The sequence below is a fragment of the Aquicoccus sp. SU-CL01552 genome (assembly GCF_040365005.1).
GTDB lineage: Bacteria > Pseudomonadota > Alphaproteobacteria > Rhodobacterales > Rhodobacteraceae > Antarcticimicrobium.
This window is the reverse complement of sequence record NZ_BAABWV010000013.1, coordinates 53,441-73,831: the sequence shown is the minus strand read 5'-3', so window position 1 is coordinate 73,831 and position 20,391 is coordinate 53,441. Positions and strand designations below refer to the sequence as shown.

23 protein-coding genes are annotated in these 20,391 nt (G+C 66.6%); 20 read left to right on the top strand and 3 right to left on the bottom strand.

From position 1 onward, the window contains the following. Nucleotides 1-61 precede the first annotated feature (61 nt). The 10 genes from ABWV23_RS15075 (at nt 62) to rplQ (ending at nt 8,188) form a co-directional block, all read left to right on the top strand. Complete coding sequence (locus ABWV23_RS15075; RefSeq protein ID WP_353349187.1) at nt 62-826, top strand: 5-oxoprolinase subunit B family protein; 765 nt, start codon at nt 62-64, stop codon at nt 824-826. Next, nucleotides 823-1,848 (top strand): 5-oxoprolinase subunit C family protein, encoded by a 1,026-nt coding sequence (locus ABWV23_RS15070; protein WP_353349185.1) that lies wholly within the window; start codon nt 823-825, stop codon nt 1,846-1,848. Before ABWV23_RS15075 ends, ABWV23_RS15070 begins: the two co-directional genes overlap by 4 nt. Further along, nucleotides 1,845-2,621, top strand: a complete 777-nt coding sequence (locus tag ABWV23_RS15065; RefSeq protein ID WP_353349183.1) for a LamB/YcsF family protein — start codon at nt 1,845-1,847, stop codon at nt 2,619-2,621. The genes ABWV23_RS15070 and ABWV23_RS15065 overlap by 4 nt, the downstream gene beginning before the upstream one ends. A 316-nt stretch (nt 2,622-2,937) precedes the next feature. After that, entirely contained in the window at nt 2,938-3,411 is a 474-nt protein-coding gene (gene rplO, locus ABWV23_RS15060) for a 50S ribosomal protein L15 (protein WP_353349181.1), read from the top strand. A 108-nt stretch (nt 3,412-3,519) separates the two neighbouring features. Then, a complete protein-coding gene (gene secY / locus ABWV23_RS15055; protein WP_353349179.1) occupies nt 3,520-4,896 on the top strand; it encodes a preprotein translocase subunit SecY in 1,377 nt (458 codons plus the stop codon). Next, nucleotides 4,893-5,537 carry an adenylate kinase gene (locus tag ABWV23_RS15050; protein WP_353349177.1) on the top strand — a complete coding sequence of 215 codons (645 nt, stop codon included), beginning with the start codon at nt 4,893-4,895 and terminating at the stop codon, nt 5,535-5,537. The genes secY and ABWV23_RS15050 overlap by 4 nt, the downstream gene beginning before the upstream one ends. 194 nt (nt 5,538-5,731) lie before the next feature. Further along, the gene (rpsM, locus tag ABWV23_RS15045; RefSeq protein WP_300238332.1) at nt 5,732-6,100 is read left to right on the top strand and encodes a 30S ribosomal protein S13; all 369 of its coding nucleotides are present in this window, start codon (nt 5,732-5,734) and stop codon (nt 6,098-6,100) included. A gap of 15 nt (nt 6,101-6,115) precedes the next feature. Then, complete coding sequence (rpsK, locus tag ABWV23_RS15040; protein ID WP_353349174.1) at nt 6,116-6,505, top strand: 30S ribosomal protein S11; 390 nt, start codon at nt 6,116-6,118, stop codon at nt 6,503-6,505. A gap of 112 nt (nt 6,506-6,617) precedes the next feature. Next, entirely contained in the window at nt 6,618-7,634 is a 1,017-nt protein-coding gene (locus ABWV23_RS15035; RefSeq protein ID WP_353349172.1) for a DNA-directed RNA polymerase subunit alpha, read from the top strand. 134 nt (nt 7,635-7,768) lie between these two features. Beyond that, nucleotides 7,769-8,188 carry a 50S ribosomal protein L17 gene (rplQ, locus tag ABWV23_RS15030; protein ID WP_353349170.1) on the top strand — a complete coding sequence of 140 codons (420 nt, stop codon included), beginning with the start codon at nt 7,769-7,771 and terminating at the stop codon, nt 8,186-8,188. Nucleotides 8,189-8,278: 90 nt separating this feature from the next. On the opposite strand, the gene ABWV23_RS15025 is transcribed toward rplQ, so the two are convergent. Further along, nucleotides 8,279-8,725, bottom strand: coding sequence for a host attachment family protein (locus ABWV23_RS15025; protein ID WP_353349168.1), 447 nt, complete (start codon nt 8,723-8,725; stop codon nt 8,279-8,281). Nucleotides 8,726-8,875: 150 nt separating this feature from the next. Between ABWV23_RS15025 and ABWV23_RS15020 the strand changes: the two genes are divergently transcribed. From ABWV23_RS15020 to ABWV23_RS14975, 10 genes are all read left to right on the top strand, one after another. Beyond that, nucleotides 8,876-10,270 carry a trypsin-like peptidase domain-containing protein gene (locus tag ABWV23_RS15020; protein WP_353349166.1) on the top strand — a complete coding sequence of 465 codons (1,395 nt, stop codon included), beginning with the start codon at nt 8,876-8,878 and terminating at the stop codon, nt 10,268-10,270. Between the two features lie 3 nt (nt 10,271-10,273). Beyond that, nucleotides 10,274-11,596, top strand: coding sequence for a replication-associated recombination protein A (locus tag ABWV23_RS15015; protein ID WP_353349164.1), 1,323 nt, complete (start codon nt 10,274-10,276; stop codon nt 11,594-11,596). Between the two features lie 43 nt (nt 11,597-11,639). After that, the gene (crcB, locus tag ABWV23_RS15010; RefSeq protein ID WP_353349162.1) at nt 11,640-12,020 is read left to right on the top strand and encodes a fluoride efflux transporter CrcB; all 381 of its coding nucleotides are present in this window, start codon (nt 11,640-11,642) and stop codon (nt 12,018-12,020) included. Beyond that, entirely contained in the window at nt 12,017-13,060 is a 1,044-nt protein-coding gene (locus tag ABWV23_RS15005; RefSeq protein ID WP_353349160.1) for an RluA family pseudouridine synthase, read from the top strand. Before crcB ends, ABWV23_RS15005 begins: the two co-directional genes overlap by 4 nt. Nucleotides 13,061-13,062: 2 nt before the next feature. After that, a complete protein-coding gene (locus ABWV23_RS15000; protein WP_353349358.1) occupies nt 13,063-13,731 on the top strand; it encodes an HAD-IA family hydrolase in 669 nt (222 codons plus the stop codon). Next, a complete protein-coding gene (locus ABWV23_RS14995; RefSeq protein ID WP_353349158.1) occupies nt 13,728-14,432 on the top strand; it encodes an ATP12 family chaperone protein in 705 nt (234 codons plus the stop codon). Before ABWV23_RS15000 ends, ABWV23_RS14995 begins: the two co-directional genes overlap by 4 nt. Nucleotides 14,433-14,639: 207 nt before the next feature. Further along, complete coding sequence (locus ABWV23_RS14990) at nt 14,640-15,656, top strand: amino acid ABC transporter substrate-binding protein (RefSeq protein WP_353349156.1); 1,017 nt, start codon at nt 14,640-14,642, stop codon at nt 15,654-15,656. A gap of 134 nt (nt 15,657-15,790) precedes the next feature. Then, on the top strand, nt 15,791-17,059 hold the full coding sequence (locus ABWV23_RS14985) for an amino acid ABC transporter permease (protein ID WP_353349154.1): 1,269 nt from the start codon (nt 15,791-15,793) through the stop codon (nt 17,057-17,059). A gap of 1 nt (nt 17,060) precedes the next feature. Further along, nucleotides 17,061-18,371 (top strand): amino acid ABC transporter permease, encoded by a 1,311-nt coding sequence (locus tag ABWV23_RS14980; RefSeq protein WP_353349152.1) that lies wholly within the window; start codon nt 17,061-17,063, stop codon nt 18,369-18,371. A gap of 10 nt (nt 18,372-18,381) precedes the next feature. Next, a complete protein-coding gene (locus ABWV23_RS14975; protein ID WP_353349150.1) occupies nt 18,382-19,173 on the top strand; it encodes an amino acid ABC transporter ATP-binding protein in 792 nt (263 codons plus the stop codon). A gap of 48 nt (nt 19,174-19,221) precedes the next feature. Here ABWV23_RS14975 and ABWV23_RS14970 read toward each other — a convergent pair whose 3' ends face one another. Both ABWV23_RS14970 and ABWV23_RS14965 read right to left on the bottom strand, forming a co-directional pair. Further along, nucleotides 19,222-19,722 carry a SixA phosphatase family protein gene (locus tag ABWV23_RS14970; RefSeq protein WP_353349148.1) on the bottom strand — a complete coding sequence of 167 codons (501 nt, stop codon included), beginning with the start codon at nt 19,720-19,722 and terminating at the stop codon, nt 19,222-19,224. Beyond that, nucleotides 19,707-20,390, bottom strand: coding sequence for a ferredoxin (locus ABWV23_RS14965; protein ID WP_353349146.1), 684 nt, complete (start codon nt 20,388-20,390; stop codon nt 19,707-19,709). The genes ABWV23_RS14970 and ABWV23_RS14965 overlap by 16 nt, the downstream gene beginning before the upstream one ends. Between the last annotated feature and the right edge of the window lies 1 nt (nt 20,391).

Sequence of the window (20,391 nt, the reverse complement as noted above, 5' to 3'; positions counted from 1 at the left end):
GAGCTTGCACCTTGTCGCCCGGCTGCCGTACTCCTGCGCGGGTGCAGGAGGGAGCCGCCGAATGAATGCCAATGCACCGCAAACGGGGTCCGGGTTTCCGGTCGTGCGTCCGGTCGGGCTGACTGGGATGCTGGTGAGCTTTTCCGACCGGCTGGAGGAGCGGGCCAATCGCGCCGCGCTGGCCTTTCGTGCCGCCGTCGAGGCGGAGTGCAAGGCGGGGGTGGCCGAAACTGCCACCTCGCTGGCCTCGGTGTTCCTGCGGTTCGATCCGGATACCCTGTCGCATGACGCGCTGGGCGACTGGCTGCGGGGGCTTCTGGCGGTGCGCGACTGGTTCGCGGCCCCGCTGCCGCAGGGGCGGCGGCTGATCCGGGTGCCGACCGTCTATGGCACCGCGCTGGCGCCGCAGCTGGAGGAGGCGGCGGCGGAGGCGGGGATGAGCCCCGAGGCGGCGATCGCGGACCTGGGGGCGGCGCGGGTGCGGGTGCTGACCATCGGTTTCGCGCCCGGCCAGCCCTATCTCGGGCCGCTGGGCGAGGCTTGGGACCTGCCGCGGCAGACCGCGCTGACGGCGCAGGTGCCGGTCGGGGCGCTGGTGCTGGCGGTGCGCCAGTTTGTCCTGTTCGCCGCGCCGGCGCCGACCGGCTGGCGCCACGTGGGGCAGACCGCGTTTCGCTGTTTCCGGCCCGAGGCACCGGCGCCCTTTGCCCTGCGGGCGGGGGACGAGATGGTGTTCGAGCCGGTGTCGGATGCCGCGTTCCGACGCATCGCGGCTCAGGCCACGGATGGTGCCGGCGGTGCGGTGATCGAGGAGATCGCGGAATGAGCGGGCTGCTGGTGCACCAGGCCGGGCCGGCCTGCACGGTGCAGGACCTGGGGCGGCCCGGGTTCCTGGGCCAGGGGCTGTCGCGGGGCGGGGCGGCCGATCGGCTGGCGCTGGCCGAGGGCGCGGCGCTGCTGGGGCAGGAACCCGGGCTGGCGGCGCTGGAGATCGCCGGGTTTGGCGGGGTGTTCGAGGCCGCGTGCGACCTGCGCATCGCGCTGACCGGGGCGCCGATGGCGGCCGAGATCGACGGTGCCCGCGTGGCCTGGAACGCCAGCCATGCGCTGAGGGCCGGGCAGCGCCTGAGCCTCGGAGCTGTGCGCGCGGGCTGTTACGGTTACCTGCACCTGGGCGGCGGCATTGCCACGCCCGAGGTGCTGGGCGCGCGGGCGGTGCACCTGGCCGCCGGGCTGGGCCGGGCGGTGGTGGCGGGCGACCTGTTGCCGGTCGGGCCGGACCGGGGCGGCGAGACCGGGCTGTGCCTGGAGGTCGAGGACCGGTTCTCGGGCGGGGTGCTGCGTGTGGTCGAGGGGATGCAGACGCCGCTGTTCGCGCCACAGGTGCGGGCGCGGTTCGAGGCGACCGGGTTCACCCGTGGCGCGCGGGCCAACCGCATGGGGGTCGCGCTGGACTGTCCCGGCGCGGGGTTCGCTGCCGAGGGGCAATTGGCGATCCTGTCCGAGGTGATCGTGCCGGGCGACATCCAGATGACCGGCGACGGGCGGCCCTTTGTCCTGTTGCCCGAATGCCAGACCACGGGCGGCTATCCGCGCATCGGCACGGTGATCCCCTGCGATCTGCCGCGCGTGGCGCAGGCGCCGGCGGGGGCGCCGCTGCGGTTCCGTTTTGTCAGTCGCGCGGTGGCGCTGGAGGCCGAGGCACGGCAGGCCCGGCACCTGGCCGAGTTGCCGCGCGCGCCGCGCCCGCTGGTGCGCCACCCCGGCGACATTCCCGACCTGCTGGGGTATCAGTTGATCAGCGGGGCGATCTCGGCCCATCACGACCAGCAAGGAGACAGCGAATGACGCGATCCGTCGATCTGAATGCCGACATGGGCGAAAGCTTTGGCGCCTGGGCTCTGGGCGATGACGCGGCCTTGCTGGAGGTGATCAGCTCGGCCAATATCGCCTGCGGCTTTCACGCCGGCGACCCGGACGTGATGGCCGGCACGATGCGGGCGGCGGCCTCGGGCGGGGTCGGCATCGGCGCGCATCCGGGGTTCGACGACCTGCAAGGGTTCGGGCGGCGGCGGATGCAGGTGCCGCGCGAGACGCTGGAGAACATGATCCGCTATCAGCTGGGCGCGGCGAAGGGGATGGCGCAGGCGCTGGGGGTGAAGGTGCGGCACCTCAAGCTGCACGGGGCGCTGGCGAACATGGCTTCGGAGGACGAGGAACTGGCGCGGGCCTGCTACGCGGCGGCGCTGTCGGTGGACCCCGAGATCATCGTGATGGTGCTGACCGCCACCGCGCAGGAGCGTGCGGTGCGCGAGTTGGGCTGTCGCTGGGCGGGCGAGATCTTTGCCGACCGGGCCTATAACGACGACGGCACGCTGGTTGACCGCAGCAAGCCCGGCGCGGTGCTGCACGACCCGGAGGTGGTCGGCCCGCGCATGCGTCAAATGGTCGAGGAGGGCGCGATCATCACCGCGAGCGGCAAGCGCATCCCGGCGGCGATCGACACCATTTGCTTGCACGGGGACACGTCGACGGCGGTGGCGCTGTCCCGGGCGGTGCGCGCCAGCCTGGAGCAGGGCGGCATCGCGATCCGCCAGTTTGCCGGGCGCGAGGGGGGCTGAGCCCCGGTCTTGTCATCCCCGCGCAAGCGGGGCGTTTGGTGTTGATGGGGCTGCGTCGAAGATCCCCGCCTTCGCGGGGATGACAGGGATGTAGTGGGGGCGGCGTGGCCCCGCTTGGCGGGGATGACTGGGCGCGGACCCTTGGGGCGCCTTTGCGGGCGGGACGGTCGGGCCGCGAGAGACCCCGCGCGCCCTTGCATCGCCGCCTTCATCCGTCTATACGCCCCCGGTGGTCCGCATGGGCCCGACTCACAACCAAGAAACGCCGTGGTCGTCCTGTTCGCTTCGGGGGCGCATCCGGCAATGGAGAAGCGATATGAAACTGCACGAACTGCGCGACAATCCCGGTGCAACGAAATCCCGCAAACGCGTTGGCCGCGGCCCCGGCTCGGGCACCGGCAAGACCGCCGGTCGCGGTATCAAGGGTCAGAAATCCCGCTCGGGCGTGGCCATCAACGGCTATGAGGGCGGCCAGATGCCGCTCTATCAACGTCTGCCCAAGCGCGGCTTCAACAAGCCGAACCGCAAGGCTTTTGCGGTGGTGAACCTCGGGCTGATCCAGAAATTCATCGACGCCGGCAAGATCGACGCCGGCCAGGCCATCACCGAGGACGCGCTGATCGCCTCGGGCCTGGTGCGCCGCAAGCTGGATGGTATCCGCGTTCTGGCCAAGGGTGAGTTCAGCGCCAAGGCGACGATCGAAGTCACCGGCGCCTCGAAGTCGGCAATCGCCGCGGTCGAGGCTGCAGGCGGCGCGCTGAAGGTCACAACTGCCGGCGCTGCCGAGTAAGCGGTTGTGGGCGGCGCGCCAGCCGCCTAAATAGACTTCAGTTTTCCATGACGCCGCCCGAGCCGGAAAAGGGCTTTGGGCGGCGCAATCATAAGAGAGACCTCTTTCATGGTATCAGCAGCAGAACAAATGGCGGCGAACACCAGCTGGTCCGCCCTTGGCAAGGCCACTGACCTGCGCAACCGCATCCTGTTCACCCTTGGCCTGCTGATCGTCTATCGGCTGGGCACCTTCATCCCGGTTCCGGGCATCGACGGTGCGGCGCTGCGTGAGTTCATGGAGGGCGCGGGCCAGGGCATCGGCGGCATGGTGTCGATGTTCACCGGCGGCGCGCTGGGGCGGATGGGCATCTTTGCGCTGGGCATCATGCCCTATATCTCGGCCTCGATCATCGTGCAGCTTCTGACCTCGCTGGTTCCGTCACTGGAGCAGCTGAAGAAAGAGGGCGAGCAGGGCCGCAAGAAGATCAACCAGTACACCCGCTACGGCACGGTGGCGCTGGCCACGGTGCAGGCCTATGGCCTCGCGGTGTCGCTGGAGACCGGCGACCTGGCCACCGATCCGGGGCTCTACTTCCGCTTCTCGACCATGATCACGCTGGTCGGCGGCACCATGTTCCTGATGTGGCTGGGCGAACAGATCACCTCGCGCGGGCTGGGCAACGGCATCTCGCTGATCATCTTCGTCGGCATCATCGCCGAGGTGCCCGCCGCGATCGCGCAGTTCTTTGCCAGCGGTCGTTCGGGCGCGCTGAGCCCGGCGGTGATCATCGGGGTGATCCTGATGGTGATCGCGGTGATCACCTTCGTGGTGTTCATGGAACGGGCGCTGCGCAAGATCCACATCCAGTATCCGCGCCGCCAGGTGGGGATGAAGGTCTATGACGGCGGCTCGTCGCACCTGCCGGTCAAGGTGAACCCGGCGGGGGTGATCCCGGCGATCTTCGCCTCGTCGCTGCTGCTGCTGCCGGTGACGATCTCGACCTTCTCGGCGAATGCCGCGAGCGGTCCGGTGATGTCCTGGCTGCTGGCCAACTTCGGCCCCGGTCAGCCGCTGTACCTGCTGTTCTTCGTCTCGATGATCGTGTTCTTCGCGTATTTCTATACGTTCAACGTGTCGTTCAAGCCCGATGACGTGGCCGACAACCTGAAGAACCAGAACGGGTTCGTGCCCGGCATCCGCCCCGGCAAGAAGACGGCGGAGTACCTGGAATACGTGGTCAATCGCATCCTGGTCCTGGGCGCGGCCTATCTGGCGCTGGTCTGCGTGTTGCCGGAAATCCTGCGCGGGCAGTTCGCGATCCCGTTCTACTTCGGCGGCACCTCGGTCCTGATCATCGTGTCGGTGACCATGGACACCATCCAGCAGGCCCAGAGCCATCTGCTGGCGCACCAGTACGAGGGGCTGATCGAGAAGTCGCAGCTGCGCGGACGCGGCAAGGGGGCGACCAAGAAACGTACCAAACGGGGGCCGGCACGGCGATGAACATCATTCTTCTGGGACCGCCCGGAGCGGGCAAGGGAACGCAGGCACGGTATCTGGTGGAAGACCGCGGCATGGTGCAGCTGAGCACCGGCGACATGCTGCGCGAGGCCAAGGACAGCGGCACCGAGATGGGCAAAGTCGTGGCCGACGTGATGGCCAAGGGCCAGCTGGTGACCGACGAGATCGTGATCGGGCTGATCCGCGAGAAGCTGGAAACGGTCAAAGCCAACGGCTTCATCTTCGACGGCTTTCCGCGCACGCTGGCCCAGGCCGATGCGCTGGGCGAGTTGCTGGCGGCGGAGGGTCAGACCCTTGACGCGGTGATCGAGATGGAGGTCGACGACGAGGCGCTGGTGCAACGCATCACCGCGCGGTCGACCTGCGGCAGCTGCGGCGAGGTCTATAACGACATCACCAAGCCGATCCCGGCCGATGGCAAGTGCTCGAACTGCGGCAGCACCGAGTTCAAGCGCCGCGCCGACGACAACGAGGACAGCCTCCGTACCCGGCTGATGGAATACTACAAGAAGACCTCGCCGCTGATCGGCTACTATTACGCCAAGGGCAATCTGACCCGGATTGACGGGCTGGGCGAGATCGACGCCGTGCGCGGTGCCATCGCGGCGGCGCTGGACAAGTGACCACCGGGGGTTGACCCCGAGGTCAAAACCCCATATCGACCCGCATCCCGCAAGGGAATCAACCGTGCGGCGCGGGATTCGCCCGCCCTGCGGATCACCTCATGAACGGCTGGCCTGCTGGCACCACTGCCAGGGTCAAACGTTGTGAAAAAAGGTTCTGGAGTTACGGAACCGCAACGAAAGGAAAGTGACACGTGGCACGTATTGCCGGCGTAAACATCCCGACTGCCAAACGGGTCCCCATCGCCCTCACCTATATCACCGGAATCGGCAACGCCTCGGCGCGGGCCATCTGCGATGCCGTCGGCATCGACCATGCCCGCCGGGTCAACGAGTTGAGCGATTCCGAAGTTCTGCAGATTCGCGAGCACATCGACGCCAACTTTACCGTCGAAGGTGACCTGCGTCGCGAGACCCAGATGAACATCAAGCGCCTGATGGACCTTGGCTGCTACCGCGGTCTGCGCCATCGTCGCAACCTGCCCGTGCGCGGCCAGCGCACCCACACCAACGCTCGTACCCGCAAAGGCCCCGCAAAGGCCATTGCCGGCAAGAAGAAGTAAGGGAGGGTTCGATCAATGGCACGCGACAAGACACGCACCAAGAAGAAAGAGCGCAAGAACATCGCCGCCGGTGTGGCGCATGTGAACAGCTCGTTCAACAACACCAAGATCCTGATCTCGGACGTGCAGGGCAACGCGATCTCGTGGTCGTCGGCTGGCACCATGGGCTTCAAGGGCTCGCGGAAATCCACCCCCTACGCCGCGCAGATGGCGGCCGAGGACGCTGGCAAGAAAGCACAGGATCACGGCGTGAAAACGCTGGAAGTCGAAGTGCAGGGCCCCGGTTCGGGTCGTGAGTCGGCGCTGCGCGCGCTGGCGGCTGTCGGGTTCAACATCACCTCGATCCGTGATGTGACGCCGATCGCCCACAACGGCTGCCGTCCGCCGAAGCGCCGCCGCGTCTAACGGCGTACAGATTTGACGGGGCCGCGCGCACGCACGGCCCCGATCCGTCATTTTAAACCTCGGGCGTCTGCGCTTTACGGACATGGAGCACAGACAGGAATGGAGGGATTGCATGATCCACAAGAACTGGGCTGAACTGATCAAGCCGACGCAGCTTGAGGTGAAGCCGGGCAACGATCCCGCGCGCCAGGCCACCGTCGTGGCCGAACCGCTGGAGCGTGGCTTTGGCCTGACGCTGGGCAACGCCCTGCGCCGTATCCTGATGTCGTCGCTGCAGGGCGCCGCCATCACCAGCGTGCAGATCGACAACGTGCTGCACGAGTTTTCCAGCGTCGCCGGCGTGCGCGAGGATGTGACCGACATCATCCTCAACCTCAAGGGCGTTTCGCTGAGCATGGACGTCGAAGGCCCCAAGCGGCTGTCGATCAGCGCCAAGGGTCCGGCCGTGGTCACCGCCGGTGACATCAGCGAGAGCGCGGGGATCACCATCCTGAATCGCGATCACGTGATCTGCCACCTCGACGACGGGGCCGACCTGTTCATGGAACTGACGGTCAACACCGGCAAGGGCTATGTCTCGGCCGAGAAGAACAAGCCCGAGGATGCGCCGATCGGCCTGATCCCGATCGACGCGATCTATTCGCCGATCAAGCGCGTCAGCTATGACGTCCAGCCCACCCGTGAGGGCCAGGTGCTGGATTATGACAAGCTGACCATGAAGCTGGACACCGACGGGTCGGTCACCCCCGACGACGCGGTGGCCTTTGCCGCCCGCATCCTGCAGGACCAGCTGTCGATCTTCGTCAACTTCGAAGAGCCCGAGGCCGCCGGCCGCGGCGAAGAGGACGAGGGGCTGGAGTTCAACCCGCTCCTGCTCAAGAAAGTGGACGAGCTGGAACTGTCGGTTCGCTCCGCCAACTGCCTGAAGAACGACAACATCGTCTATATCGGCGATCTGATCCAGAAGACCGAAGCCGAGATGCTCCGCACCCCGAACTTCGGCCGCAAGTCGCTGAACGAGATCAAGGAAGTGCTCTCGGGCATGGGCCTGCACCTGGGCATGGATGTCGAGGACTGGCCGCCGGACAACATCGAAGAGCTGGCCAAGAAGTTCGAAGACACGTTCTGAGTTACCGGTCCGGGCGGGGATTTCCCCGCCCGACCACACCCCGGGCCTATCTGCCCCAAGGAGAGCCGGTGACACGCATCGCCGGCCGGACAAAGCAAAACCGCCCGTAGAGGGCACGATTTGGAGATTAGAAAATGCGTCACGCTCGTGGCTATCGCCGCCTGAACCGCACCCATGAACACCGCAAGGCGCTGTTTGCCAACATGGCCGGCTCGTTGATCGAACACGAACAGATCAAGACGACCCTGCCCAAGGCCAAGGAACTGCGCCCGATCGTCGAAAAGCTGATCACGCTGGCCAAGCGTGGCGACGTGCATGCCCGCCGCCAGGCCACCGCCCGGCTGAAGCAGGACCAGCATGTTGCCAAGCTGTTCGAGATCCTCGGGCCGCGCTACAAGGACCGTCAGGGCGGTTATATCCGCGTTCTGAAGGCCGGCTTCCGCTATGGCGACATGGCGCCGATGGCGATCATCGAATTCGTCGACCGTGACGTCGATGCCAAGGGCGCGTCCGACAAGGCCCGCACCGCAGCCGAAGAGGCCGCCGAGGAGTAATCCCGGCCCCACGGCTGACAGTTTCAGGGGCGCTGCCGGAACGGGCGGCGCCCCTTTTTCGTGTCGTCCTGTTGCCTGTCGTCCTGTTGCCTAGGACGCGTCAAGGTCCGCCTTGATCAGGCGCTCAAGGTCGCGGATCGTGTGGTTGGCCAAGTTCTTGGGGATTTCGGCCACCACCCTGGCCTTGACCTCCGGGTGCAACTCGTCGCGCAGCTTGCCCAGAAGGTCGGGCGCGGCGGCGATCACCAGGTGGGCATAGGCGCCCTTGTGGGCATGGGCGAACAGGATCTCGGCCAGCTCCTTGGCGAACCGGTCGCGGGCCAGCACGTGCCAGTCGGATTGTTCCATCGCCGAGCTTTGGCCCACCCCGGTATCGGGCCGCCGGCCCGGCCGGTCGGCGTTGTCGGCGACCTCGGGCTGTTCCTCGCGGGAGATCACCTTGAAGTTGGGGTCGGCGTGATCGGTCAGGTTGCGCATCAACAGCGCCTTTTCGCGGTCCGCCACCACGATCCAGGTTCCGTTGGTCAGTTCGGCCATGTCCTCCTCCTCTGGTTTTCCGAGGCAAGTGTATCTGCCCGGTGCGGTCCGGGTAAAGCGCGCTGTCGGCCCCTGCGACCCATTGGACGGTGCCTTGCAATCGTGACGGACGGGGCGCATATCGGCGCAAACGGTAAAATGGAGACGCCAATGTTCCGCTTTCTGGTGATCGTTTTGGGCCTTGGCCTGGCCGCAGTGCCGGTGGACCAGGTGCGGGCCGAGACCCGCGTTCCACAGTCGCAGGCCGAGATTTCCCTGGGCTTCGCGCCCGTGGTCAAGCGCGCTGCACCGGCGGTGGTCAACATCTATGCCCGGATCGTCACCCAGGTGCAGGACAGCCCGTTTGCGGGCGATCCGTTCTTTGCCGACCTGTTCCGCGGGTTCGGAACGCCGCGCCCGCGGGTGCAGAACTCGCTCGGGTCGGGGGTGATCCTGTCGGCGGACGGGATCGTGGTGTCGAACTATCACGTTGTCGGACAGGCCACCGATATCCGCGTGGTCACCACCGACCGCAAGGAATACCAGGCCAGCGTGGTGCTGTCCGACAAGGAGGCCGACCTGGCGATCCTTCAGCTGGAGGGGGCCGAGGGGCTGCCCTATCTGCCGCTGCGTGATTCCGACCATGTCGAGGTGGGGGAACTGGCGCTGGCCATCGGCAACCCGTTCGGGGTGGGCCAGACGGTCAGCAGCGGCATCGTGTCAGGGCTCGCGCGCTCGGGCGCGGCGACCGGCAATGCACGCGGCTATTTCATCCAGACCGACGCGCCGATCAACCCGGGCAACTCCGGCGGGGCGCTGATCGACGTCAACGGCGCGGTGATCGGCATCAACAGCCGCATCCTCAGCCGGTCGGGCGGGTCGAACGGGATCGGCTTTGCGATCCCGGCCAACCTGGTGGCGCAATTCGTCGCCCAGGCGCGCGCCGGCAACACGGTGTTCGAGCGACCCTGGGCCGGAATGGCGGGGCAGCCGGTGGATTCCGACCTTGCCCAGTCGCTCGGGATGACCCTGCCCGAGGGGATCGTGATCTCGGACCTGCACCCGCAGAGCCCGTTCCGCAAGGCTGGCTTCGAGGTGGGCGATGTGATCACCGAGGTCGATGGCGACCCGGTCAACTCGCCCTCGGAAATGGTGTTCCGGATGACGGTACGCGGGATCGGCGCCTCGGCGCAGGTGACCCGGCTGCGGAATGGCGAAAGCGCGACGATCGCGGTTCAGATGATCACCGCGCCCGACGATCCGCCTGCCGAGGCGGTGACGCTGGACGAAAAGACCGTGGTGCCGGGGCTGTCGGTGGCCCGGGCCAACCCGGCGGTGATCGCGCGGCTGGGGCTGACGCTGTCGACCGAGGGGGTGGTGGTGACCGATCCCGGCCCCTATGGCGCGCGGGCGGGGCTGAAACGGGGCGATGTGATCGCCGCGATCAACGACGAGGCGATCGAGCGTCCCCGGGATGTGCGCCGTGCGCTCAGCGATCCGGGCCGGTGGCTCAAGATGGAACTGCTGCGGCAGGGCCAACGCGTGCGCCTGCGGTTCCGGCTCTAGCCGATGGCGGACCTGTTCGACAGCGGAGACGAACCCGCAGGCGGTGAAGCCGCGGCGAGGACCCGGCCACTGGCCGACCGGTTGCGGCCGCAGACGCTGTCTGAGGTGATCGGCCAGCAGCAGATCCTGGGCGCGGACGGCCCCTTGGGCGCGATGCTGGCGGCGGGATCGCTGTCGTCGCTGATCCTCTGGGGGCCGCCGGGGGTGGGCAAGACCACCATCGCGCGGCTGCTGGCGGCCGAGAGCGACCTGCATTTCGTCCAGATCAGCGCCATTTTCACCGGCGTGCCGGACCTGAAGAAGGTGTTCGAGGCGGCCCGGATGCGGCGCGGCAACGGTCAGGGCACGCTGTTGTTCGTGGATGAGATCCACCGGTTCAACAAGGCGCAGCAGGACGGGTTCCTGCCGCATATGGAGGATGGCACCATCCTGCTGATCGGGGCCACCACCGAGAACCCCTCGTTCGAGCTGAACGCGGCGCTTTTGAGCCGATCGCAGGTGCTGGTGCTGGAGCGGCTGAGCCTGGCGGAGCTGGAGCGACTGACCCAGCGCGCGGAACAGGAGATCGGCCGCCCGCTGCCGCTGGACGGGCCGGCGCGCGAGGCGCTGTTGGAAATGGCCGACGGCGACGGGCGCGCGGCGCTGAACCTGATCGAACAGGTGATGGCGTGGAAGGTCGCGGGCAAGCTGACCCCGGATCAACTGGCGACCCGGCTGATGCGGCGGGCGGCGAAATACGACAAGTCCGGCGACGAGCATTACAACCTGATCTCGGCGCTGCACAAATCGGTGCGCGGATCGGACCCGGAGGCGGCGCTGTACTGGTACGCGCGGATGCTGGAGGGGGGCGAGGACCCCCGGTATCTCGCGCGCAGGATCACCCGGATGGCGGTCGAGGATATCGGGCTGGCCGATCCGCAGGCGCAGACCCATTGCCTGCACGCCTGGGAAACCTACGAGCGGCTGGGCAGCCCCGAGGGTGAGCTGGCGCTGGCACAGGCGGTGATCTACCTGGCCCTAGCGCCGAAATCCAACGCCGGCTACGCGGCGTACAAGATGGCGCGGCAACTGGCCAAGAAGACCGGCAGCGCGCCGCCGCCCAAGCACATCCTGAACGCGCCGACCGGGTTGATGAAGGAGCAGGGATACGGCGCCGGCTATGCCTATGACCACGATGCCGAGGATGCCTTCTCGGGGCAGAACTATTTCCCCGAGGGCGTCAAGCGGCCGGTGATCTACAGCCCGGTGGAGCGCGGGTTCGAGCGCGAGCTGAAAAAGCGGCTCGACTATTTCGCCAAGCTCAGGCTGCAGCGGCAGGGAAACTGAGCCGCCGCTTGACTCCTGCCCCGTGCCGCGCGACAGACCCGGCATGATGCAAACGGTAACATACGTGGCGTTGGGCGGGGCGATCGGCGCCTCTCTGCGCTATCTCGCGGGGCTGGCGATCGTGCGGCTTGTCGGCCACACCGCCTTTCCGGTGGCGATCCTGTCGGTGAACGTGCTCGGATCCTTCCTGATGGGGGTGTTCGTGGTGGCGGCGGCGCACAAGGGGCTGACCCATATCAGCCCGCTGGTGATGACCGGGATGCTGGGCGGCTTTACCACCTTTTCGACCTTTTCTTTGGAGGCGGTGAACCTGATCGAACGCGGCGATGTCGGGCAGGCGGCGCTTTATGTCGGGCTGTCGGTGGCGGTGTCGATCATGGCGCTGGCCCTGGGCATGGTCCTGACACGGGGGGCACTGGCATGAGTGGTGTGCAGATGATCACGGTCGAATCCGGCGACGGCGATCAGCGGCTGGACCGCTGGCTGCGGCGGCTGTTCCCGCATGTGAGCCAGGGGCGGATCGAGAAGATGTGCCGCAAGGGCGAGTTGCGGGTCGATGGCGGACGGGTCAAACCGGCCACCCGGTTGCAGGAGGGGCAGCAGGTGCGCATTCCGCCGCTGCCCGATGCCGATCACAAGCCGGCGCCGGTGCGCACCCACGTGTCCGATGCCGACGCGCGGATGATCCGCGACTGCGTGATCTATCGCGACGACGACATCATCGTGCTGAACAAGCCCTCGGGGCTGGCGGTGCAGGGCGGCAGCGGCACCAACAAACACGTGGACGGGCTGAGCGCGGCGCTGTGCTTTGACTATGACGAGAAGCCGAGGCTGGTGCACCGGCTGGACAAGGACACCTCGGGGGTTCTGGTGCTGGCGCGCACGCGGGCGGCGGCGGCGGGGCTGACGGCGGCGTTCCGTCACCGCGAGACGCGCAAGATCTACTGGGCGCTGGTCGCCGGCGTGCCGACCCCCTACCTGGGCGAGATCAAGGCCGGGCTGGTCAAGGCGTCGGGCCACGGCAAGGGCGGCGAGGGCGAGAAGATGATCGCCGTGCACCCGCGCGACATCGACAGCACGCCGGGGGCGAAACGGGCGCATACGCTCTATGCCACGCTGTACCGGGTGGCGGGACGCGCGGCCTGGGTCGCGCTGGAGCCGCTGACCGGGCGCACCCACCAGCTGCGCGCGCATATGGCCGAGATGGGGCATCCGATCATCGGCGACGGCAAGTATGGCGGTTCGGGGCAGGAGAACATGGGCGACGGCTGGGGCGCGCAGATCGGCGGCATCATCAGCAAGAAGCTGCACCTGCATGCCCGCAGCCTGACCTTCGAGCATCCGGTGACGAAGAAGACTGTGATGGTCACGGCCGAGCTGCCCGAGCACATGAAGCAAAGCTGGGACACCTTCGGCTGGGACGAGAGCCTGGCCGAGGACGATCCCTTCGAGGCGATCCGGTGAGACTGCGGCTGGTCGTTTTCGATGTGGACGGCACGCTGGTTGACAGCCAGGCCAGCATCGTCGCCGCGATGACCGGGGCTTTTGGCGCCGAGGGGCTGCCGGTGCCGGACCGGGCGGCGATCCTGTCAATCGTCGGCCTGTCGCTGGATCACGCGATGCTGCGGCTGGTTCCCGAGCTGGCGGCCGAGACCCGCGCGCGGTTGGTCGAGGGCTACAAGGCGGCTTATCACGCGCATCGGCTGGCACAGGGGGCGGCGCATTCGCCATTGTTTCCCGGTATCGGCGACATGCTGGAGCGGCTGGCGGCGCGGCCCGAGGTTCTGATCGGGGTGGCGACGGGCAAGTCGCGGCGCGGGCTTGACGCGCTGATCGAGGCGCATGGGCTGGAGCGGTATTTCGTCACCCGGCAGGTGGCCGATGATCACCCGTCCAAGCCGCATCCCGCGATGCTCCTCGCCGCGCTGGACGAGGCCGGGGTCGGCGCGGACGCAGCGGTGATGGTGGGCGACACCAGTTATGACATGGACATGGCCCAGGCGGCGGGGGTGACGGGCCTGGGCGTGAGCTGGGGCTATCACGCCCCGGAGGCGCTGAGCAACGCGGCGTCGGTGATCCACCAAATCGGGGATCTGCCGATGGCGCTGGAGCGGATCTGGGAAATGACAGAATGAGCGAGTGGAAGCAGAAACGGTTCTGGACCGAGGTGAGCGTCCAGGAAGATGAGGATGGCTATGCCGTGGCGCTGGACGGGCGGCGGATCAAGACCCCGGCCAAGACGCCGCTGATCCTGCCCGGACGCGAGATGGCCGAGGCGGTGGCCGCGGAATGGGCGGCGCAGGAGGAGGGGATCGATCCGCTTTCGATGCCCTTCACCCGCTCGGCCAACGCGGCCATCGACAAGGTGCGGACCCAGCATGCCGAGGTGGCCGACATGCTGGCGGATTACGGCGATTCCGACCTTCTGTGCTATCGCGCCGAGAGCCCGCAGGAACTGGTTACGCGCCAGGCCGAGGCCTGGGACCCGGCGTTGGACTGGGCCGAGAGTGCGCTGGGTGCGCGGTTGGAGCCGCGCAGCGGCGTGATCCACCAGCCGCAGGCGCCGGAGGCGCTGGAACGGCTGCGCGCGCAGGTGCATGCGCTGGATGCGTTCCGGCTGGCGGCGTTTCACGATCTGGTAAGCCTGTCAGGCTCTCTCGTGCTGGGCTTTGCCGCCGCCCAGGGGTGGCGGGACGCGGAAACCCTGTGGCAGATGTCGCGGCTGGACGAGCTCTGGCAGGAAGAGCAATGGGGCCCCGATGACGAGGCCGCAGCGGTCGAGGCACACAAGCGGACGGCCTTTCTGCATGCCAAGGCATTCCATGATTTTGCATGATTGATCACCGGTTACGCGATCCGGCCTGACGGGACGGAAAGCCCGGGCCCCGCCATTCGATGTCTTGATCCAACTCTTGACGTTTGTTGATGAATCCGCCCACACTCGGTGGTGCCGAAGGGGAGGAACCCGTTCGGCATCCGAACCGGCGTACCTGCCGGGCAAGCCGTCCCCAGGGGGAGGCGGCAGAATCAGGAAGAGGTGAATATGAAAAAATCCGTTATTTTGGGCGCGCTGACTGTCGCCGGCCTGACCGCGGGTGCAGCCGTTGCGGGCACGATGGACGACGTCAAGGCGCGCGGCAAGCTGAACTGCGGCGTGACGACCGGCCTTGTCGGCTTTGCCGCACCGGATGCAAATGGAGAGTGGAAGGGTTTTGACGTTTCCGTGTGTCGCGCCGTTGCCGCCGCGGTTCTGGGTGACCAGAACGCGGTCGAGTTCGTGCCGACCACCGGCAAGACGCGCTTTACCGCGCTGGCCTCGGGCGAGATCGACCTGCTGGCCCGGAACACGACCTGGACCTTCTCGCGCGACGTAGACCTCAAGTTCGAATTCGTCGGCGTGAACTACTACGACGGCCAGGGCTTCATGGTTCCCAAGGGTCTGGGCGTCAGCTCGGCCAAGGAACTGGACGGCGCCACCGTCTGCATCCAGACCGGCACCACCACCGAGCTGAACTTGGCGGACTTCTTCCGCTCGAACAACATCAGCTACGAGCCGGTGCCGATCGAAACCAACGCCGAGGCACAGCAGCAGTACCTGGCCGGTGCCTGCGACGTGTACACCACCGATGCCTCCGGCCTGGCCGCAACCCGTGCCACCTTCGAGAACCCGGGCGATCACGTGATCCTGCCCGAGATCATCTCGAAAGAGCCGCTGGGCCCGCTTGTCCGCCACGGCGACAACGAATGGGGTGACGTGGCTCGCTGGACCCTCAACGCGCTGATCGCGGCCGAGGAATACGGCATCACCTCGGCCAATATCGAAGAGCTGGCCAAGGGCACCAACAACCCCGAGATCAACCGTCTGCTGGGCACCGAAGGGACCCTGGGCGAGATGCTGGGCCTGGATGCCGAATGGGCCAAGCGCGCGATCGCGGCGAACGGCAACTACGCCGAGATCTTTGCCAAGAACATCGGCGAGGAAACCCCGGTCGGCCTGGCGCGTGGTCTGAACGCGCAATGGACCAACGGTGGTCTGCTCTACGCACCGCCGTTCCGCTAAGACGAACGGTACCAGGGCGCGGGAAATTCCCGCGCCCTTTTACTTTTTGAATCAAAACAATGCTTCCGGTCTTCGCGGAGCGGGGAACAACCCCGCCGAAGGAAAGGGCCGGAGAACCCGGGGATTCCACGGTCATGACGACATTATCCGACCCGCCGAAGGAGCAGTTCCGGCTGTCGATGCTCCTTTACGATACACGCTACCGTTCCGGTACGATCCAGGTGATCGCGCTGATCGGTTTCATGTTGCTGGCAGCCTGGCTGATCAACAACACCGCCCAGAACCTGGCCGAACTGGGCAAGCCGATAGATTTCGGGTTCTTCGGCGAACCGGCCAGCTATGACATCAACCAGCGTTTGCTGGAGTATGATTCCCGCGATACCCACCTGCGGGCGGCGCTGATCGGGCTGCTCAACACCCTTGTGGTGGCCGTGCTCGGCTGTGCGACGGCGACCCTGCTTGGCGTCGTGATCGGCGTGCTGCGGCTGTCGCACAACTGGATCGTGGCCCGCCTGATGACGGTCTATGTCGAGATGTTCCGCAACGTGCCGGTGCTGCTGTGGATCGTGTTCATCATGGCGATCCTGATCGAGACGCTGCCGGCGCCACGGGCGTTCCGGGGCGAGACGCCCGAGGCGAGCATGCTGTTGGGCGACAGCGTGGCACTGACCAATCGCGGGTTCTACATCCCCGAGCCGCTGTTCTCGCGCGGGCTTGGCGATATCCACCTGTTCGGCGAGGCGAGCCTGCGGTTCGACGTCAGCGGAAACCTGATCCTGCTTCTTGCGGTGCTGATCGGCGGGGTCTGGGTGTCGAACATCATCAAGCGCCGGGCCGACCGTATCCAGGAAAGCACCGGGGTGCGGCCCACCACGTGGTACCTGCGGCTGGGCGTGATCCTGGTGCCGCTGGCGATCGTTCTGGCCGTGCTCGGCTTTCACTTCGGCTATCCGGCGCTCAAGGGGTTCAACTTCCAGGGGGGCACCCACCTGCGCAACTCGCTGATCGCGCTCTGGCTGGCGTTGTCGCTCTATACCGCGGCCTTCATCGCCGAGATCGTGCGCGCGGGCATCATGGCGATTTCCAAGGGCCAGACCGAGGCGGCCTCGGCACTGGGGCTCCGGTCCAACCGGGTCATGTCGCTGGTGATCCTGCCGCAGGCGCTGCGGATCATCGTGCCGCCGCTGATCTCGCAGTACCTGAACCTGACCAAGAACTCTTCGCTGGCGATTGCCGTGGGCTACATGGACATCACCGGCACGCTGGGCGGGATCACGATGAACCAGACCGGGCGCGAGCTTGAATGCGTGCTGCTGCTGATGCTGGTCTACCTAGCGATCTCGCTGAGCATTTCGGCGGTGATGAACTGGTACAACGAGTCCGTGAAGTTGAGGGAGCGCTGAGATGACTGATGTGTCTTTTGTCCGCACGGAAATGTTGCCGGAACAGGCCCCGCCGCCGACAGCGGCCGGTGCCATCGGCTGGGCACGGCAAAACCTGTTCTCGGGCTGGTTCAACACGCTGCTGACGCTGGCCTCGCTGGCGGTGGTCTACTATGTGCTGGCGGCCATCGTGCCGTGGATCCTGTCGCCGACCTTTTCGGGCACCTCGCTGAGCCAGTGTCGTGAAATGCTGGCCGCAGCCGGCCAGGAAGCCGGCCACGGCGGTGGCGCCTGCTGGGGCGTTATCCGGGAACGCTGGATCCAGTTGATGTTCGGGTTCTATCCCAACCACCTCTACTGGCGTCCGATCGCGGCCTTCGTGCTGCTGGCGGTGGCGCTGGCACCGATCCTGTTCTCGGACAAGGTGCCGGCCAAGCTTATCTGGTTCTCGGCGGCCTATCCGTTCATCTTTCCCTGGTTGCTCTGGGGCGGCACCGTCTGGGGGCCGCTCTCGGCCGCCGGCGGTTTCGTGATCGGGTTCCTGGTCTATCGCTTCGTCAGCCAGTCGATGAGTGAGCTGCTGGGGCTGATCGGCGGGGTTCTGGCCGCGCTGATCTGGTGGCTGCTGCTGTCGGGGATCGCCGTCTCGGCGCTGGACAGCATCCTGCCGCTGGGGCTGGAGCCGGTGGAAAGCCGCAAGTTCGGGGGCTTCATGCTGTCGATCACCATCGGCATCGTCGCCATCGCCTGTTCACTGCCCCTGGGCATCGTGATGGCGCTGGGGCGGCAATCGGACCTGATGATCGTCAAGTACCTCTGTGTCGGCTTTATCGAGTTCATTCGCGGCGTGCCGCTGATCACGCTGCTGTTCGTGGCCTCGACCCTGCTGAACATCTTCATGCCGCCGGGGACCAATTTCGACATCATCCTGCGGGTGCTGATCATGGTGACGCTGTTCGCCACGGCCTATATGGCCGAGGTGATCCGCGGCGGGCTGGCGGCGCTGCCCAAGGGGCAGTACGAGGGCGCCGATTCGCTGGGGCTGACCTATTGGCAGGCGCAGCGGCTGATCATCATGCCGCAGGCGCTGAAGATCTCGATCCCGGGTATCGTGTCGACCTTCATCGGGGTGTTCAAGGACACCACGCTGGTCTCGATCATCGGGCTTCTCGATCCGCTGGGTCTGTCCAACGCCATCCGTGCCGACGCCAACTGGAACGGGATCGTGTGGGAGCTTTACGGCTTCATCGCGCTGCTGTTCTTCGTCTTCTGCTTCGGCATGTCCCGTTACTCCATGTACCTGGAGCGCAAGCTTCAGACTGGCCACAGATAAGGATTGAACAATGTCTGAACTGGCTATCGACCGCGAAATCGACCGTTCCAAGATGACCGTCTCGGATGAGGTCGCCATCGAAATCAACAACATGAACAAGTGGTACGGGACATTCCACGTGCTGCGCGACATCAACCTGACGGTCAACGCCGGCGAGCGCATCGTCATCGCCGGCCCGTCGGGGTCAGGCAAATCGACCCTGATCCGCTGCATCAACGCGCTGGAGGAACACCAGCAGGGCAAGATCGTGGTCGACGGAACCGAACTGTCGAACGACCTCAAGAACATCGACAAGATCCGCTCCGAGGTCGGGATGGTGTTCCAGCACTTCAACCTGTTCCCGCACCTGACCATCCTTGAGAACTGCACGCTGGCGCCGATCTGGGTGCGCAAGACCCCCCGCAAGGAGGCGGTGGAGCGCGCCATGCATTTCCTGGAAAAGGTGAAGATCCCCGAGCAGGCCGACAAGTATCCCGGCCAGTTGTCGGGCGGTCAGCAGCAGCGGGTGGCGATCGCGCGCAGCCTGTGCATGATGCCGCGCATCATGCTGTTCGACGAGCCGACCTCGGCTCTGGACCCGGAGATGATCAAGGAGGTGCTCGACACCATGATCGAACTGGCCGAGGAGGGGATGACCATGCTCTGCGTCACGCACGAGATGGGCTTTGCCCGCCAGGTGGCGAACCGGGTCATCTTCATGGACCAGGGCCAGATCGTGGAGCAGAACGAACCGGAAGAGTTCTTCAACAACCCCAAGAGCGACCGGACCAAGCTGTTCCTCAGCCAGATCCTCGGGCACTGAAGCGCGACCGAAACAGACGGAAAGGGCCGGGCGATTGCCTGGCCTTTTTCAGTTCTCCAGCAGGTCGCGCGGGACGGTGAAATCGACCAGGTCGCCACTGCGCCAGGCCAGCTTGTCCCAGCTGTCGACATCGAACCGCACCACCAGCGTGGCGCCGGTCGGGTAATCGTGGAACCTCGGGTGCGCGGGCGGATCGTCGCCGAGGATCTCGGCGGCTAACTGGCCGATGCCCGGGCTGTGGCCCAACAGCAGAACCGTCTCGCCGGTGGCGCCGGACAACTCGCGCAGGATCTGGTTGGCGGTGACAAGATACAGGGTGTCGGTGACCTCGGCCGGGGTGTCGAAGCGCATCCGCTCATAGGTCTCGCGGGTGCGCCGCGCCGACGAGCAGAGCACCTCGTCGGGCACCAACCCGCGCGCGCGCAGCCAGTCTCCGATGGCCTCGGCCGAGCGCCGGCCACGTTTGTTCAGGGGGCGGTCGTGGTCGTCCATGCGGGGAGTGTCCCAGCTGGACTTGGCGTGGCGGGTCAGGATCAGGGTCTTGGGCATCGCGGGTGAAAGGACCTCATGTGCAAGGCGGATTGCGCGGGGCTCCTCTCGGCGCCCCGGCTGACCGGACAGGCGCGGCGGACCGCGCACCCCTGCAGCATACAGGATTGACCGGCGGGGCTGTCCAGATATTCGTGACACCGGGGCACATCATAGGGGGCGGTCCCGCCGAGCGCCCCGACCGGGCAGGCGGTCAGGCAGGGTTTTCCGGCGCAACTGTCGCAGGGCGAGGCAGCGGTAGCGCAGGGCAGGGCGATGCGCGCGGCCAGATGCAGCGCCCCGCGATAGGAGATCATCAGCCCGACCGTGTCATGCACCAGCATCCCCGTGGGGCTGGAAAAGGCACGGCCCGATTTCAGCGCCCAGTCGATGAAGGGGGCATAGGGCGGGCCGCCAAAGGGGAAATGCGCGGTGGCGTCATGGGCGGCGGCCAGCCCGCCGATGACCCTGCGCGACCAGCGGTCGACCGGGTCGGGCGCGCCATCCCGGGCCTCGGGCGCGGCGGTGAAGGTGGGCCAGAAGCCCGGCCCCGCACCCAAAAGGATCAGGCTGCCGCCAGAGAGGTCCTTGGCGCCGGATGTGTCCACATCGAGCGCGCCCATCACGATCAACCCGGCCGCCTCGGCCGCCTGCCGGATCGCGTCGTAGAGGGGCGGGGGGGCGGTCATC